The organism is Vibrio sp. JZG10 (assembly GCF_054064075.1).
Window position 1 is genome coordinate 54,776 of the sequence record NZ_JBSUGE010000008.1, and the last position, 14,761, is coordinate 69,536.

The following is a 14,761-nucleotide window of genomic DNA, read 5'->3' on the forward strand; positions in this document are numbered from 1 at the left end:
ATAAACCATCCAAAAAACATCCATGCAAATTATATGCCGTTATAGGGAGCGTCGTTCGGTGTGTTTTTTAGCCGATAATTGCGCTCTAACTCACTTTTTTGCGGATAGTTGTGATCAAAAAGTTAATTTCAAACTCTATATATTATTAAGGTGGCAATCAATATTTGTCACACTGGTGTAAGTTTGCCGCAATATTAAGTGATACAAGTTGAGTATAGAACTTAATCAATAGAAAAGGGAATACGAATAAGTGACTAAATTACAGGGTGTATCTAATAAGGTGCTTGGTTATGGCCTTCTATTTTGTTTCGTATTTCTTCTTGCCGGATGTACGAAGAAGTTTCTATACAGCAATATCGATTGGTTCGTTATCGATTACATAGAGGATTATGTTTCTCTGCAAGGTGAACAAGAAGTCTTGGTCGAAGAACGCTTATTATTGTTAGCAGAATGGCATAAGAAAGAAGAGTTACCGTTATATATCGATCATTTAAAAGAGCTTGAGAGATTAAAAGCGAGCGATATCACCCTAAATTATTTGCAGGAAAATCGAGATAGAATGCGAGCGCATTACGATAGAGTGGTAAGCAAAGCGGCACCAGACCTTTTTGCTTTGAGTTTACAGTTAACGAAAGATCAAGAACGGGAATTTCTGAGTAATGTACAAGAGCATTATCAAGAGCGAAACGCAAAATATGCGGATAAAACGGAAGATGAAATACGTGAAATTATTCTAGATAACACAGAAGAATGGATGGAAGAGTGGTTGGGAAGTCTATCAGAAAGTCAGCGCCAATTAGCTCAAACGTTTTCTCAACAAGTCACTCTTAACAGTCCTTTATGGAGAGGTTATCGAGCAACGATATATCAAGAGCTCGAATATCTGTTCGACAACAAGTCCAATGCTGTCACTTATCAGGATATATTTATGCGCCTGTTGTTCGAGCCAGAGAGCTATTACAGTGAGCAGCTTTCTAAAAATATTGATTCTAACTTTGTGCTGGTCGATCAACTGACATTAGATATTTCTCAATCTATGACCGATAAACAATGGCGTCATTTTCGCGGTAAGGTAAAAGAGTGGCGAGTACTAGCTGAGGAATTATTAGATTAGATTCATGCTTCAATTGACGAGGGGATGTGCCGTAGCCTTTCTTATGAAAAAATGATTCAAAGCAAATTCTTATTGAGCTAAGAGCGTAACATAGCTTGAGGTTTGATGAGGTAAGGTCAGCTTATTGATGGTTGATAAAGCCTCATCGTATAAAAACAATGAGAATAAATATGAAACATTTAGTTGAAAGATTTCTTCGCTACGTCACGTTCGATACCCAATCAAATCCACATGTTACGCTTTGCCCAAGCTCGCCTGGTCAGCTTGTGTTTGCTGAGTTGCTTAAGAAAGAGATGATTGAACTTGGCTTAAGTGATGTGACATTAGATAAAAATGGCTACTTGATGGCTAGACTGCCAGCTAACGTTGATTATGAGGTGCCGCCTATAGGCTTTATTGCCCATATGGATACCGCGCCTGACGCCTCAGGAAAAAACGTAAAACCGCAATTTATTGAAGATTACCAAGGCGGCGATATTGCGCTAGGGTTGGGGGATGAAGTGCTATCTCCGGTGCAATATCCAGATTTACATCATCTACATGGCCATAACCTTATCACTACCGATGGCACTACATTACTTGGCGCGGATAACAAAGCTGGTATTGCTGAGATTCTCTCTGCGGTCGCGCTGTTACTAGAAAATCCAGACATTCCACACGGCGACATTTGTATCGGCTTTACACCAGATGAAGAGATTGGCCGGGGCGCAGATTTATTTGATGTTGAAAAGTTTGGCGCGAAATGGGCATACACTATTGATGGTGGCCCGCAAGGTGAACTGGAATACGAAAACTTTAATGCGGCAAACGCCGATGTGATTTTTCATGGTGTTAGCGTTCATCCAGGTACCGCAAAAGGCAAAATGGTCAATGCGATGAACTTGGCTGCGAAATTTCAAGTTCAAATGCCCCAAGATCAAACTCCGGAAACAACCGAAGGCTACGAAGGGTTCTTCCATTTAAAATCGGCAGAAATGGGCGTGGCGCGAAGCGAGCTTGGTTACATTATCCGAGACTTTGATCGTCAGGGGCTTGAAGAGCGTAAAGCCTTTATGCAGAAACTCGTTGATGATATGAACGCGGGCTTACGCCATGGTTCTGTAGAACTGAAAATAACAGACAGCTATTACAATATGAGAGAAATGGTTGAGCCTTACCCGCATATCATTGAGCTAGCAAAGCAAGCGATGGAAGCGTGTGATGTGGAGCCAATTATAAAACCTATTCGTGGTGGTACAGATGGCGCTCGTTTATCTTTTATGGGGTTGCCGTGCCCGAATATCTTCACTGGTGGTTTTAACTTCCATGGGATTCATGAGTTTATTTCGGTTGAAATGATGGAGAAGTCAGTGCTTGTCATCGTCAAAATTGCTGAAATCACCGCGAAAAAACACGGTTAACAGACCAGGTCGAGCGGTTCTTGTCGATTGAATGGGGAAAAATAGCCCAGAGTCATCTGGGCTATTTTTAAATTCAAAAACGAAACATTAACGTACGTCTTTGTCTTCAATTTCAATGTCTTCTAGTGGTAGCCAATCGACTTTCACACCCGCTTGATCGAACATGTCTTGGCTGACTTGGATTTTATCTCCCCAGCGAGATAGAAAGTCTTCAGATTGCTCAGGGCAGTGCACGTGTGAGATCCCTGTTTGAATGATCTTTGCCGCGCAGTTAGGACATGGAAAATGCGTCACCCAAATATCACATCCGTCTAAATCACGTTTTGAGAACAAAATTGCGTTCTCTTCTGCATGCAGTGTTTTTAGATATTTCAACTCGCGTTCATCGGTATCGACACTGTCAGAAACACCGTGCGGGTAGCCATTAAATCCAACAGATACAATGCGATTCTGTTTAGTGATAACTGCACCGACTTGTGTTGATGGGTCCTTACTCCAAGACGCCACTAGTTCTGCCATCTGGTAAAAGCGTTTTGCCCATTTAGAAATCATAGTCATCCTCTCTGTCGAAGGCGTTGAATTAATTGAATGATAACCCATTTATATTAAAAAAATAGTCAAAATCGGGGTCTTGAGTATGAAGGCGTCATTTTTTGTCTTTTTAACCATAAAACGTTCTTATCTTGAGCACCGAATCTTACTTCCGTCTTTATACGATATCTTAATTCGCGTTTCCTAGCGCCTCTAAATGCACGATGCCTGAGAGTGTATATCAAATAGTTATGATTGAGCTGTTTGTATATTGTTCATTAAATATCACTGTTAACTAAATTACTTTATTTTCTTTTTGTTTCTCATATTTACATTTAGAAACATTTTGGGGGCTTTTGAGTGAAGTTTTCAGTAGCAGCAAGGAGTAAGGTTGATGGGAATTCAACAATATCCTGTTCTATAAAGACGGTAAATACATGCAAAAGAAACCACTTGTCGCACTAATGGCGGCTACAGCAATCCTCGCTGGATGCGGGGAAGCTAATAATGCCCAAAGGGAAGGCCAAGCGCCTCTCGTAGTGACTCAGGATGTCACGGTTATCGACTACCAACCGAGCAAGTCTTATATCGGTCGCATTGAAGCAGTAGAAGATACCAATATTACCGCGCAGATTTCTGGCTATTTAAAAGCTCGTCACTTTGAAGAGGGGCAAATGGTAGAAAAAGGGCAGCTTCTTTATTCTATCGAGCCATCTTCTTTTGAAGCACAAGTCGCGAGCGCTAAAGCGGCACTTGCACAAGCAAAAGCCGCGCTAAAAAAAGCGGAACTAGACCACACCCGAGGTAAAAACTTGTTGCCTCGCGGTAGTATCTCCCAATCTGAGTTTGACGCCTTAACTGCGGCACTTCTTGGTGCGAAAGCCGAGCTAGAAGCAGCAAACGCTCAGCTTAAGCTTGCTGAAGTTAACCTTTCCTATACTCAAATCCGGGCTCCGTTTAGCGGTCGTATTAGCGATACCAAAGTGAGTACCGGTGATCTTGTTTCCCCTTCATCTGGCGTGCTGACGACATTGGTGAGCTTAGACCCAGTGCATACTTCATTTAGTGTGAGTGAGCGCGAGCGCTTAGCCATGGGGATGGATCAAGTCAAAGGCGACGGCTCAGCAGAATCAAACAGAGTTGAAGTTCAGCTTGAGCTGGAAAATGGTCAGTTTTTTGAGCATCTCGGTAAGCTCGATTTCTTAGGTAATCGTATCGATACCAAAACTGGTACGATTGCAATGCGTGCGCTAGTGCCAAACCCAGAGCAGAAGTTACTTCCGGGTCAGCACATCAAAGTGAACTTGAGAGATAAGAACACGAAAGACGTTATTGTTATCCCACGACGTGCCGTACAGACTGACTTAGAAGGTGACTTTGTGATGGTGATGGCTGAGGGAAGTGTGGCAGAGCGTCGTAACGTCGAGCTTGGACCTCAGGTTGAACAAGGCATTATCATTCGAGAAGGCCTCGAACAGGAAGATACGGTTATTACACAGGGCCTACAGCGTGTGCGTAATGGTGTAGAAGTGCGCATTCAAACACCTGCTGAAGATAAGCAGTAGGGGGCACTATGTTAAGTCGTTTCTTTATTCAGAGACCTAAATTCGCGCTGGTTATTTCGATCATATTAACGCTAGCAGGCGCGATCTCACTGGCGATTTTGCCAGTGGCGGAGTACCCACAGATAAGTCCGCCATCAGTCAGCGTTTCGGCATACTACACCGGTGCGAGTGCGGAAGTTGTCGAGCAGGCCATTGCGGACCCCATAGAGACCTCGGTCAATGGCGTTGAGGACATGATCTACATGTCTTCAAAGAGCGCGAACGATGGCTCATACAGCCTAAACGTCACGTTCGATGTCGGGACCGATCCAGACATGGCGCAAGTAAACGTGCAAAACCGCGTGTCACAGATCGAGTCAAAACTGCCTCAAGAAGTGCGCATGGTTGGTGTGACGGTGAAAAAACGCTCACCTGACTTGCTGATGGTCCTTAACTTCTATTCGCCTGATGGCAAATACGACGATCAGTTCTTGATTAACTACATTAACTTGAATGTAAAAGATCAGCTGGCTCGTGCGAAAGGCATTAGTGAAGTTAACGTGATTGGTGGTGGTGAATACGCAATGCGTGTTTGGTTAGATCCGGAAAAAATGGCCAACCTTAAGCTAACCACGTCAGACGTATACGCCGCTTTGGCTGAACAAAACGTTCAAGTTGCAGCAGGGCGTGTTGGTGCAGCACCATACAACAATCCTCAAGAAGTTCAGTTTAACCTTGTGACCAAAGGTCGCTTGGAAAGCGTGAGCGAGTTTGAGAATGTTGTCCTTCGAGCTAATCCAAATGGTTCCACGGTTTATCTGAAAGATGTCGCTCGTGTCGAACTAGGTAAAAAGTTCTACGATGGTAACGGTAAATTCCGTGGTCAGGACGCGTCAATTGTTGCATTGTCTCTTCAATCAGATGCGAACGCGTTAGAAAGTGGTCAGGCCGTCATGGAGCTGCTTGAGGACTTGAGTAAAAACTTCCCTGAGGGCATGGCGTACGAGACCAGCTACGATACAACCGTGTTCGTATCTGAATCGATCAAAGGGGTAGTAAAAACACTGATTGAAGCGATTCTATTGGTGATTGCTGTAACTTACTTGTTCTTGGGTAGTGCGCGCGCAACGTTGATTCCTGTTGTTGCGATCCCCGTTTCTCTGATTGGTACGTTTGCCATCATGCAGGCGACGGGCTTCACCATCAATACGGTCACTTTGTTTGGTTTGATCCTCGCGATTGGTATCGTGGTGGACGATGCGATTCTGGTTATCGAAAACGTCGATACCACCATGGCGAAAGACCCAACCATTTCACCGCGTAAAGCGACATTGCTAGCGATGAAAGAAGTAACGGGCCCAATCATCACGTCGACCTTGGTTTTACTTGCGGTATTCATACCAGTCGCGATGCTGCCGGGTATCACCGGTATCATGTATCGCCAGTTCGCTTTGACCATCTGTATTTCGGTTGTGATCTCATCCATCAACGCATTGACGCTGTCTCCAGCACTTTGTTCTTTGGTATTGAAGCAGGGTGGGGGCAACACTGCTAACTGGTTCCAGGCTTTCAACCGAGGCTTAGAGCGTATCACAACGCGTTATGGTCAGGTCGCTGGTTTCTTGGTGAAGAAATCTTTGCTGCTCGTGACGTTCTTTATAGTCGCTATCGCGGCGGTCACTTTCTTTGCGAAAACCACCTCAACAGCGTTTGTTCCTCAAGAAGATAAAGGCATTTTGCTGGTTAACGTTCAGCTACCAGATTCAGCTTCTTTATCTCGTACTGAAGAAGTCACTAATGATTTAATGAACATGATTGGTGAAGAACCTGGTGTGGATGGCGTGACGGTTGCGAACGGTTACTCGTTTATGACAGGCGCAGCAGCATCAAACGGTGCATCTGTGTTTATCAAACTGCATGACTGGGATACTCGTAACTCGTTGCAAGGGGAGCACTCTGCCAATGCCATCGCGGCGCGTATTAATGGTCGTGCTGCAACAGAGTTGCCTCAAGCGGTTGTGTTTGCGATGGGGCCACCAGCGGTTCCTGGTATGGGGGCAGCGTCTGGTTTTGAGTTTGTGCTTGAAGATACGCTAGGGCGAAGCCGTACCGATTTGTCGATGGTCATGGGAGAAATGATCCAAGCGGCCAACCAAGCCCCTGAAATTGCCTACACGTTTAGTACGTTCCGCGCGAATGTCCCTCACTACTACGTTGATATCGACCGTGAGAAAGCACAGCAGTTGGGTATTTCACTGTCGTCTATTTTCCAAACCTTGCAAGGCAACTTAGGTTCGCTTTATGTGAATGACTTCACCATGTTTGGTAAGAACTTCCGCGTAACCATGCAAGCTGATAGCCAGCACCGTAGCAGCATGGAAGATCTAGAGCGTTTCCATGTTCGTTCTTCGAACGGTGATATGGTTCCGTTAAGTACGCTAGTGAGCTACGAGCAAGTGTTTGAGCCTGATGTGGCATGGCGTTACAACATGTACCGCAGTGCTATCATTCAAGGCCAACCAGCACCGGGTTACTCTAGTGGTGATGCGATTGCTGCAATGGAACGCGTTGCTGCTGAAGTTCTCCCGCAGGGATACACGTATGAATGGACAGGTATGGCTTATCAGGAAGTACTTGCGGGTAACCAAGCCATTTATGCGTTTGCGCTGGCTTTGATCTTCATTTACTTGTTCATGGTGGCACAATATGAGAGCTGGAGTATTCCATTAGCCATCATTTTGGTGGTGCCAGTAGCAACGTTAGGCTCCTTCTTGGCGTTGAATCTGACTGGGACACCGCTTAACTTGTATGCGCAAATTGGCCTTGTCTTGCTCATAGCCTTGGCGGCGAAAAACGCAATTTTGATTGTGGAGTTCGCCAAGCAAGAACGTGAAGAAAAAGATGCTGATATCGATAGTGCAGCGGTTAAAGGAGGCACGTTACGTTTCCGCGCTGTGAATATGACATCTTGGTCGTTTATCCTGGGTATCTTCCCGCTGATCTTCGCCGCAGGTGCAGGGCACGTGAGCCAAAACTCGCTCGGCGTGTCGCTGATTGGTGGTCTATTGTGTGTGCTTCTAGCAGGTACATTCTTGATCCCAGGCTTCTACGCTCTGGTGCAAAGACAGCGTGAGAAAGTTCATGGCGGCAACACCAAGCTGGTTCCTCTTGATGATGAGTAATCACACCCGCTGTGCACAGTAGAGCACGAAGTTAAAGTCGAAAAAAAGCCCGAAGCAATGATTGCCTCGGGCTTTTTATTTGTAGGGAAGGTTATTTTAGCGCGGTTTTAAATTGTGCAACTGCTTCGTCCATATCATGAGCTTGAGCAGAAACAGAGTTCACTTCGTGCAAGCATTCCTGAGCGGATTGCATGTTGTTTTCAGATATCGCGTTAAGCTCGGTGATTGAGCCACTAACTTGGTTCATCACGATACCTTGCTCTTCAATCGCAGAAGCAATGCGCTCCGAATTGCCTTGAATTGCATGCATGTCAGTGATGATCTGCTGCAGGCTAGAATCAAGTTTTTCAGAGGCATTAAGCGTTTGTTGTCCTTGATCGTTACATTGATCAATATCCGCCACGACCGTCGACATTTGAGCTTGAATATCAACAACAACTCGCGTGATTTCCTCGGTAGATTGATGAGTTCGGCTAGCTAGGGCTCGTACTTCATCGGCAACAACGGCGAAGCCACGACCTTGTTCGCCCGCTCGCGCGGCTTCAATTGCTGCATTGAGAGCCAGTAAGTTAGTTTGTTCCGCAATTTCTTGGATGATGTTCACCGCACCACCAATTTTATCTACATGTTGGTTCAACGAGCCAATCGACTGCTGACTGTTCGATAAAATACTGGTCAATTGACCAATGTTGGTTACAGTAGTTTCAACAACACTTCGGCCTTGTTCGGCATTATTCGCGGCTTGATGTACACCCTCTACCGCAACCGACGTGCTTTCCGATATTTCGCCTATCGTTGCCACCATTTGCTGAACCGCAGTAGCCATCGATGCAGTGTGGTCCGTTTGAGTATGGAACTGCTCCATAACTCCTTCTAGCTCACGATGCATATTATCGGTACTGGCCGTTAACTGCGCAGATTTTTCTTGGGTGCCACTAATTAACTGCTCAAGCTTATCCAACAGATCATTGAGGTGGTGGCTGATATCAAATAGCTCATCTTTGCCTTTCAAGTCAGAGCGCAGTCCCATGTTGTTTGTTTCGCTAATGCTTCGAATGGTGCCAAGCAAGCTGTTTACTCGTGTATTGATTGAGCGAGAGATCTGCCAAATCAATGCGAAAATAACACCTAAGATCAGAGCAGTAATGACTTGCTTGATGGTCGACATTTGTTCATCACGCTTTGCAGCAGCAGAGCTAAGGGCTGTCGAAAAGGTTTCAAATTGTTCTTCTACGGCATGAGATAATGCGCGAGTTTCACCAAGTAGGCCTTGGTCGTAAGCGACTCCTACAACTTGTTTTTGTGTCGCTACTAGCTTACCTGTTTTGGTGAGCTCCGGAGCATATAGCCCAACAAGCAAATCACTATTGAATTGACCTGATTTAACCGCAGAGTCAAAACGAACCAACGCCAGCAATTGCTGGTGGTCGGAGCGTTGCTTGGCTTCTAACAGTGCTTGCTCGTAAGCAGCAAGAAGGCCACTCTTTGCATCAAGTCCGTAGCGTTGGTAAGCACTGACCAGATTCTGAAAGCCCTTTTGGTATGCAAGGAGGTCTTGTTTGAATCGTTGACTGGAAGGTAATTCATTGCTCGTGAGTATGTTCGCAAGCTCTCTTTCTGTATTTAGAAACTTATCAACATTCGCATCAAATTTGTTTAGGTATTTGTCATTACTACGCAGTAAGAAATCTTTCTCGTTTCTGCGTAAGTTGAGTAAACGTATTTCTAGATCGCCAACGAGTTTGATGGCGTGGTTAAGTTCATTGCTCTTATTGGCGAAATGGGATGACGTACCCAAAAGGGCCACGATGCCTAAAATGGCGATAACTCCGAGGAAGTAGAGTTTTTGCCTAATAGTCATATTGTTGTTTCCTGAATAAGTAACTAAAAAGAGAAATCCAATGAGATTTCCCAAGGGCTAGCAAACGTTGTTCAACTAACATGTCGAGAAAACGACATGCATTAATACAGCACTTTCTTACGTTGCTGCTTTTTCGCTCCATGCTTGTTCTTGGTATCAAGTCTTCGGCGTTGAGAAGCGCGGGTTGGTTTCGTTTTAATACGCTTCTTCTCCTGTAAGGCGGCAGCTTTAATTAAAGCTTGAAGCCGATTCAGGGCGTCTTCCTTATTTTGTTCTTGCGTGCGAAATTGTTGCGCTTTGATGATGATCACGCCATCTTTAGTTATACGACTGTCAGAAAGAGCAAGTAATCGTTCTTTGTAGAAGTCAGGTAAGCTGGAATGTCGGATATCAAAGCGTAAATGTATAGCGGACGCTACCTTGTTAACGTTCTGGCCACCATTTCCTTGAGCTCTAATTGGGGATAATTGAATTTCCCACTCTTGAATTGTGACGGAGTTCGAAATTTTGAGCATGATAAGTAAATGCCGGTAAGGACGATTGAAAGAGCTGATAAATTAACATCACAGATGTACAAATAGAAGAAAAGACATGAGCACGATTGATTTTAGGCCCTATGAGGGATTCATATTTGATATGGATGGTACTTTAATAGATACCATGCCAGCCCATTTGGCTGCTTGGCAAGCAACCGCAGATCGCTTTGATTTTCCGTTTTGTCAGGAGTGGTTTCACAGTTTAGGGGGCATGCCGAGCTTTAAAATTGTTGAGGAGCTAAACCGTGTGCATGAGCTTTCATTAGATCCTAAAACCGTCGCTACATTTAAAATGGAAACGTTCGCTGCTATGGAGCTGCACGGGGACGTTATTCCGTGCACTAATATCGTGTTAGAAGAATATTTAGGCCACAAGAAAATAGCGGTCGGGACTGGCAGTCAACGAGAAAGTGCCATGCGCTTATTGAGCCACTCCGGTTTATTGGACAAGTTGGATGTTGTGGTAACTGCAAGTGATGTAGAGAACCATAAGCCTTTTCCGGATACCTTTTTGGTGGCGGCCGAGCATCTTGGGTTGGAAGCGTCACAATGTCTTGTATTCGAGGATACCGAGCTAGGTAAACGAGCGGCGCATGCAGCGGGTATGGATTGCGTTATGGTGCAAGATAACGAGTTAATCTTTTTTCCAAAACCATAGTAAAAAGAGCGATAAAGCGAGATCAAAATGGGGTGCAAACGCACCCCATTAACTTTTACAACATCATAGATAAAATATCATAAATGTTTATTCAGGTTGAACTAGTTCTTGGTATTCAAACGAAGGAACCACAACCTCTACGCGACGGTTTTTCTCACGACCTTCACGAGTGCTGTTGTCAGCAACTGGGTTTTCTTCACCCATGCCTTTCACAGTTAAACGATCTGAGTCAATGCCTGCAGCAGTTAGGTAATCCGCAACAGATTGAGCACGACGCTCAGACAGTTTTTGGTTGTAAGTCGCAGGACCAGAGCTATCCGTGTAGCCAGTGATCTCTACTTGAGCTTGAGGGTATTCGTTCAAGAATGATACGAAGTTGTCTAGACGCTCCGAAACAGAGTCTGTTAGCTTAGCACTGTCGAATTCAAACGTACCTGTACCGTACTCTTCTTTGTGCACTTTGCTCATCATCACTGGTTCTGGATCTGGCTCAACCACTTCTTCTGTTACAACTGCCGCAACCACTGGCGCAGCCGCAAATTTGTAGTTAAAGCCGATACCGAAGAAGTTAGCGTCCATGTCGTCCCATACGTCATCAGACAGGTCTTGATAGCGTTGATATTCTGCGCGTACGCTCCAGTTTCTGTCGATAGTGTATTCAGCACCTAGCGAGCCAGTTGGAACGAAATCTTTTTCGTCATCAGACATCATGTAAGCACCACCGATCTTAGCGAATAAGTTCCAAGATTCGTTCAAGTGCCAGTTAAATTTAGGTGCGAGAGTTAAAGCCGTTAAATTGCCGTCGATCGTATTAACTGTATTAGCCCCTGACTTAAAGTTAGCTTTGTAATCGCCTAAGAAGTCGACACCATACTCTAGCCCGATGATATCGGTGAAGTCATAACCGATATGTAGTCCAGCACCAAAAGCTTCATCATCACAAGGGCTATTTAGATAGCAAGCATCGTCAAGTGTAGTCATGCCTACTTTGCCCCCGATATACATTTCAGCTTGAGCAGAGTTTAAAAGCGCGCTACTACCAGCTACCACTGCTGCTACTGCAATTGCTACTTTGTTCATAATGTTTCCTTGTATTGATTGCATATTAACTTCTGCTTCGTTTTATCAAAAAATTAGAAAAAACCAGCGTTTATAAGAAATTAGTTTAATATTCTAATCATTTCATATCAAGCAACAATATCTTTGAACTTGATCAACATTTACTAACCAATAACACCTCACAAACTTCTGATATTTCTTACATTGTAGTAAAGATTTTTGGGGTCATAAGAAAATTGATGATTATTTTGAACTTTTTTTCGTAAACTTTATTTTACATCGTGCGCGGTGGTTAACAGGTGGTTTTTATTTGCATTTATTTGCAAAAACTGATTGCAAGTCTACGCCTAAGCCGATAAGTTACTTAAACGCTAGACAGAAAATGACCAGAGCCCTTGATGCTGCTCGCTTTGTGAACAATGTTGCAATGAGTTCAGTTGGCAAAAAATTGGGTCGGAAATAAAAACCAGGAAGTAGAAGTAATGTTTCAAACTGATGATGTAAGAATAAATAGAGTAAAAGAGTTATTGCCACCTGTAGCAGTATTAGAGAAGTTCCCAGCGACTGAAACCGCTTCTTCGACCACTTTTGATTGCCGTAATGCCATTCACAATATTCTTGAAGGAAAAGATGACCGATTGCTTGTAATTGTTGGCCCGTGTTCCATTCACGATCCTGCTGCTGCGGTTGAATATGGTAAAAAGCTAAAAGTATTACGTGATGAACTTGGTGAACAACTAGAAGTTGTGATGCGAGTTTATTTTGAGAAACCGCGTACAACGGTAGGATGGAAAGGTCTGATCAACGACCCTTACCTAAATGATACCTACAAGCTGAATGATGGTCTGCGTATTGGACGTAAGCTTCTTCTTGATCTTACCGATATGGGCTTGCCGACCGCGAGTGAGTTCCTAGATATGATCACGCCTCAGTACGTGGCGGATCTGATTAGTTGGGGGGCTATCGGTGCTCGTACGACAGAATCTCAGGTTCACCGTGAGCTTGCTTCTGGTCTTTCTTGCCCTGTTGGGTTTAAAAATGGTACAGACGGGAACATTAAGATCGCGAGCGACGCGATTCGTTCTGCAAGTGCTTCTCACCACTTCTTATCAGTAACAAAATACGGTCATTCTGCGATCGTAGAAACCGCTGGCAATCCTGATTGCCATATCATTCTCCGTGGTGGTAAAGAGCCAAACTACAGTGCAGCGCATGTTGCTCAAATTAAAGACGAGTTAGACGGCGCAGGGCTACCGAAAAAAGTGATGATTGATTTTAGCCACGCTAACAGCTCGAAGCAGTTCAAACGTCAAATGTTGGTATCTGATGACGTATCAGAGCAAATCGCTGGTGGCGAAGAAGCAATTTTTGGTGTGATGATTGAGTCTCATTTAGTTGAAGGTCGCCAAGACTTAGTGGATGGCAAAGCGGCCACTTATGGTCAGTCGATTACCGATGCATGTATCGGTTGGGAAGATACGGAAACCGTACTTCGTCAGCTTTCAGATGCAGTAAAAGCGCGCCGTAACAAATAAATTCAACAGAAAGAACTTTTTTAAAGAGCCAGAGGCATTGTGCTTCTGGCTCTTTTTTATTGAGAATTACTCGCATCTCTTTCTATTGTTTCTGCTTTCCTATATGTTATCTGTATGCGCTGTAACCAAAAGGAATTTGGAATTGAATCGTAATGTATGGCTATTATCCCTTTGCCAAGCCCTATTAATGACAGGGAATATTTTACTCATATCTGTTATTGCCCTTATTGGCAAAACACTTGCGCCGTCATCAAGCTTTATTACGTTGCCCGTTGCGCTGCAATTTTTAGGACTGATGGCTGCGACGATCCCTGCGTCACTAATTATGGGCAAGTTGGGACGTCGACTTGGGTTTAGTCTCGGTAATGTTATTGGCATTTTGGGTGCCAGCCTAGCGACGTATGCGTTAAGTCAACAGAACTTCTATCTGTTCTGTGTTTCTACCTTTTTGCTTGGTGTGGGTATTGGCTTCGGTACGCTATACAGATTTGCTGCTATTGAAGTGTGTGAAGAGTCGGCAAGACACAGGGCGATTTCGATATCTATGGCGGGAGGGGTACTAGCGGCGATACTTGGCCCTAATTTGGCGGTGTATTCACAGCAATGGTCAGATGATGGTTTGTACATTAGTGCTTTTGCCGTGCTTATTGGACTTTATATAACTGCGTTGATCGTGCTGCAAACGATTCGTTTTCCACCAGCACACACGCAAGTTCTACATACTAAAGCGGATAAAGTGGGGCATATTATCCGTCGACCTAATTTCATGCTAGCGGTTATCGCCGCAATGGTTGCGTATGCGGTGATGAACATTTTAATGACAGCAACGCCTCTGGCGATGATTGGTTGTGGCTTTGATTTTGACAAAGCGGCAGGAGTGATCGAATGGCATGTGCTGGGCATGTTTGCACCAGCGTTTGTCACGGGACGGTTGATAGAGCGGTTTGGCGCGAAGAATATGATTTTAGCCGGTGGATTGCTATTTGTTGCTTGTATTGGAATTAACATACACGGAGTGTCCATTTGGCACTTTAGTCTTGCTTTAGTTCTGTTAGGCGTTGGTTGGAACTTTATGTTTATCGCGGCAACTGGGTTATTTAGTCAAAGCTATGAAGCGAAAAACAGGAGCAAGGCTCAGGCATTTAATGAATTCTTCGTGTTCAGTTGTGTCACTATCACTGCATTACTATCTGGCTGGCTCGAATCCACCGTAGGTTGGCAAAACCTTAATTTGTACGTTCTTCCTTTTGTGCTACTCGTCATCGTGATGTTTGCTTTGAAAACGAACAAAGAAACGGAATCCCAAACTGCTTGATTAGATCTTCTATACATGGCCCGGCA

Annotated in this window: 11 protein-coding genes; 7 read left to right on the top strand and 4 right to left on the bottom strand. The window is 44.4% G+C overall.

Annotated elements, in window-relative coordinates; translation table 11 throughout:
• Positions 1 to 250: 250 nt before the first annotated feature.
• Together ACWYVB_RS10915 and pepT are read left to right on the top strand one after the other, a co-directional pair.
• On the top strand, positions 251 to 1,114 hold the full coding sequence (locus ACWYVB_RS10915) for a DUF6279 family lipoprotein (protein ID WP_048624836.1): 864 nt from the start codon (positions 251 to 253) through the stop codon (positions 1,112 to 1,114).
• Between the two features lie 170 nt (positions 1,115 to 1,284).
• Entirely contained in the window at positions 1,285 to 2,514 is a 1,230-nt protein-coding gene (gene pepT / locus ACWYVB_RS10920) for a peptidase T (RefSeq protein ID WP_048624837.1), read from the top strand.
• Between the two features lie 87 nt (positions 2,515 to 2,601).
• Here pepT and ACWYVB_RS10925 read toward each other — a convergent pair whose 3' ends face one another.
• A complete protein-coding gene (locus tag ACWYVB_RS10925) occupies positions 2,602 to 3,066 on the bottom strand; it encodes a dCMP deaminase family protein (RefSeq protein WP_005373515.1) in 465 nt (154 codons plus the stop codon).
• A gap of 416 nt (positions 3,067 to 3,482) precedes the next feature.
• Between ACWYVB_RS10925 and vmeY the strand changes: the two genes are divergently transcribed.
• On the top strand, positions 3,483 to 4,610 hold the full coding sequence (gene vmeY, locus ACWYVB_RS10930) for a multidrug efflux RND transporter periplasmic adaptor subunit VmeY (RefSeq protein ID WP_005396140.1): 1,128 nt from the start codon (positions 3,483 to 3,485) through the stop codon (positions 4,608 to 4,610).
• 8 nt (positions 4,611 to 4,618) lie between these two features.
• Entirely contained in the window at positions 4,619 to 7,771 is a 3,153-nt protein-coding gene (vmeZ, locus tag ACWYVB_RS10935) for a multidrug efflux RND transporter permease subunit VmeZ (RefSeq protein WP_046875892.1), read from the top strand.
• Positions 7,772 to 7,862: 91 nt separating this feature from the next.
• On the opposite strand, the gene ACWYVB_RS10940 is transcribed toward vmeZ, so the two are convergent.
• Positions 7,863 to 9,632 carry a methyl-accepting chemotaxis protein gene (locus ACWYVB_RS10940; RefSeq protein ID WP_150916929.1) on the bottom strand — a complete coding sequence of 590 codons (1,770 nt, stop codon included), beginning with the start codon at positions 9,630 to 9,632 and terminating at the stop codon, positions 7,863 to 7,865.
• A 101-nt stretch (positions 9,633 to 9,733) separates the two neighbouring features.
• The gene (arfB, locus tag ACWYVB_RS10945) at positions 9,734 to 10,147 is read right to left on the bottom strand and encodes an alternative ribosome rescue aminoacyl-tRNA hydrolase ArfB (protein WP_005396137.1); all 414 of its coding nucleotides are present in this window, start codon (positions 10,145 to 10,147) and stop codon (positions 9,734 to 9,736) included.
• Positions 10,148 to 10,223: 76 nt separating this feature from the next.
• Between arfB and ACWYVB_RS10950 the strand changes: the two genes are divergently transcribed.
• Positions 10,224 to 10,826, top strand: coding sequence for a beta-phosphoglucomutase family hydrolase (locus ACWYVB_RS10950; protein ID WP_031780520.1), 603 nt, complete (start codon positions 10,224 to 10,226; stop codon positions 10,824 to 10,826).
• Positions 10,827 to 10,913: 87 nt separating this feature from the next.
• Here the strand turns inward: ACWYVB_RS10950 and ACWYVB_RS10955 are convergent, their stop codons facing one another.
• On the bottom strand, positions 10,914 to 11,906 hold the full coding sequence (locus tag ACWYVB_RS10955) for an OmpA family protein (RefSeq protein ID WP_005396135.1): 993 nt from the start codon (positions 11,904 to 11,906) through the stop codon (positions 10,914 to 10,916).
• Positions 11,907 to 12,367: 461 nt separating this feature from the next.
• On the opposite strand from ACWYVB_RS10955, the gene aroG reads away from it, so the two are divergent.
• The gene (gene aroG / locus ACWYVB_RS10960; RefSeq protein WP_005396134.1) at positions 12,368 to 13,420 is read left to right on the top strand and encodes a 3-deoxy-7-phosphoheptulonate synthase AroG; all 1,053 of its coding nucleotides are present in this window, start codon (positions 12,368 to 12,370) and stop codon (positions 13,418 to 13,420) included.
• Between the two features lie 142 nt (positions 13,421 to 13,562).
• Complete coding sequence (locus ACWYVB_RS10965) at positions 13,563 to 14,735, top strand: MFS transporter (RefSeq protein WP_046875894.1); 1,173 nt, start codon at positions 13,563 to 13,565, stop codon at positions 14,733 to 14,735.
• Positions 14,736 to 14,761 lie beyond the last annotated feature (26 nt).

What these genes read in the sequence shown, in the direction of transcription:
- vmeZ (WP_046875892.1), top strand. Translation starts at nt 4,619, where the DNA reads ATGTTAAGTCGTTTCTTTATTCAGAGACCTAAATTCGCGCTGGTTATT.
- ACWYVB_RS10955 (WP_005396135.1), bottom strand. Translation starts at nt 11,906, where the DNA reads ATGAACAAAGTAGCAATTGCAGTAGCAGCAGTGGTAGCTGGTAGTAGC.
- ACWYVB_RS10950 (WP_031780520.1), top strand. Translation starts at nt 10,224, where the DNA reads ATGAGCACGATTGATTTTAGGCCCTATGAGGGATTCATATTTGATATG.
- ACWYVB_RS10925 (WP_005373515.1), bottom strand. Translation starts at nt 3,066, where the DNA reads ATGATTTCTAAATGGGCAAAACGCTTTTACCAGATGGCAGAACTAGTG.
- arfB (WP_005396137.1), bottom strand. Translation starts at nt 10,147, where the DNA reads ATGCTCAAAATTTCGAACTCCGTCACAATTCAAGAGTGGGAAATTCAA.
- aroG (WP_005396134.1), top strand. Translation starts at nt 12,368, where the DNA reads ATGTTTCAAACTGATGATGTAAGAATAAATAGAGTAAAAGAGTTATTG.
- vmeY (WP_005396140.1), top strand. Translation starts at nt 3,483, where the DNA reads ATGCAAAAGAAACCACTTGTCGCACTAATGGCGGCTACAGCAATCCTC.
- ACWYVB_RS10940 (WP_150916929.1), bottom strand. Translation starts at nt 9,632, where the DNA reads ATGACTATTAGGCAAAAACTCTACTTCCTCGGAGTTATCGCCATTTTA.
- pepT (WP_048624837.1), top strand. Translation starts at nt 1,285, where the DNA reads ATGAAACATTTAGTTGAAAGATTTCTTCGCTACGTCACGTTCGATACC.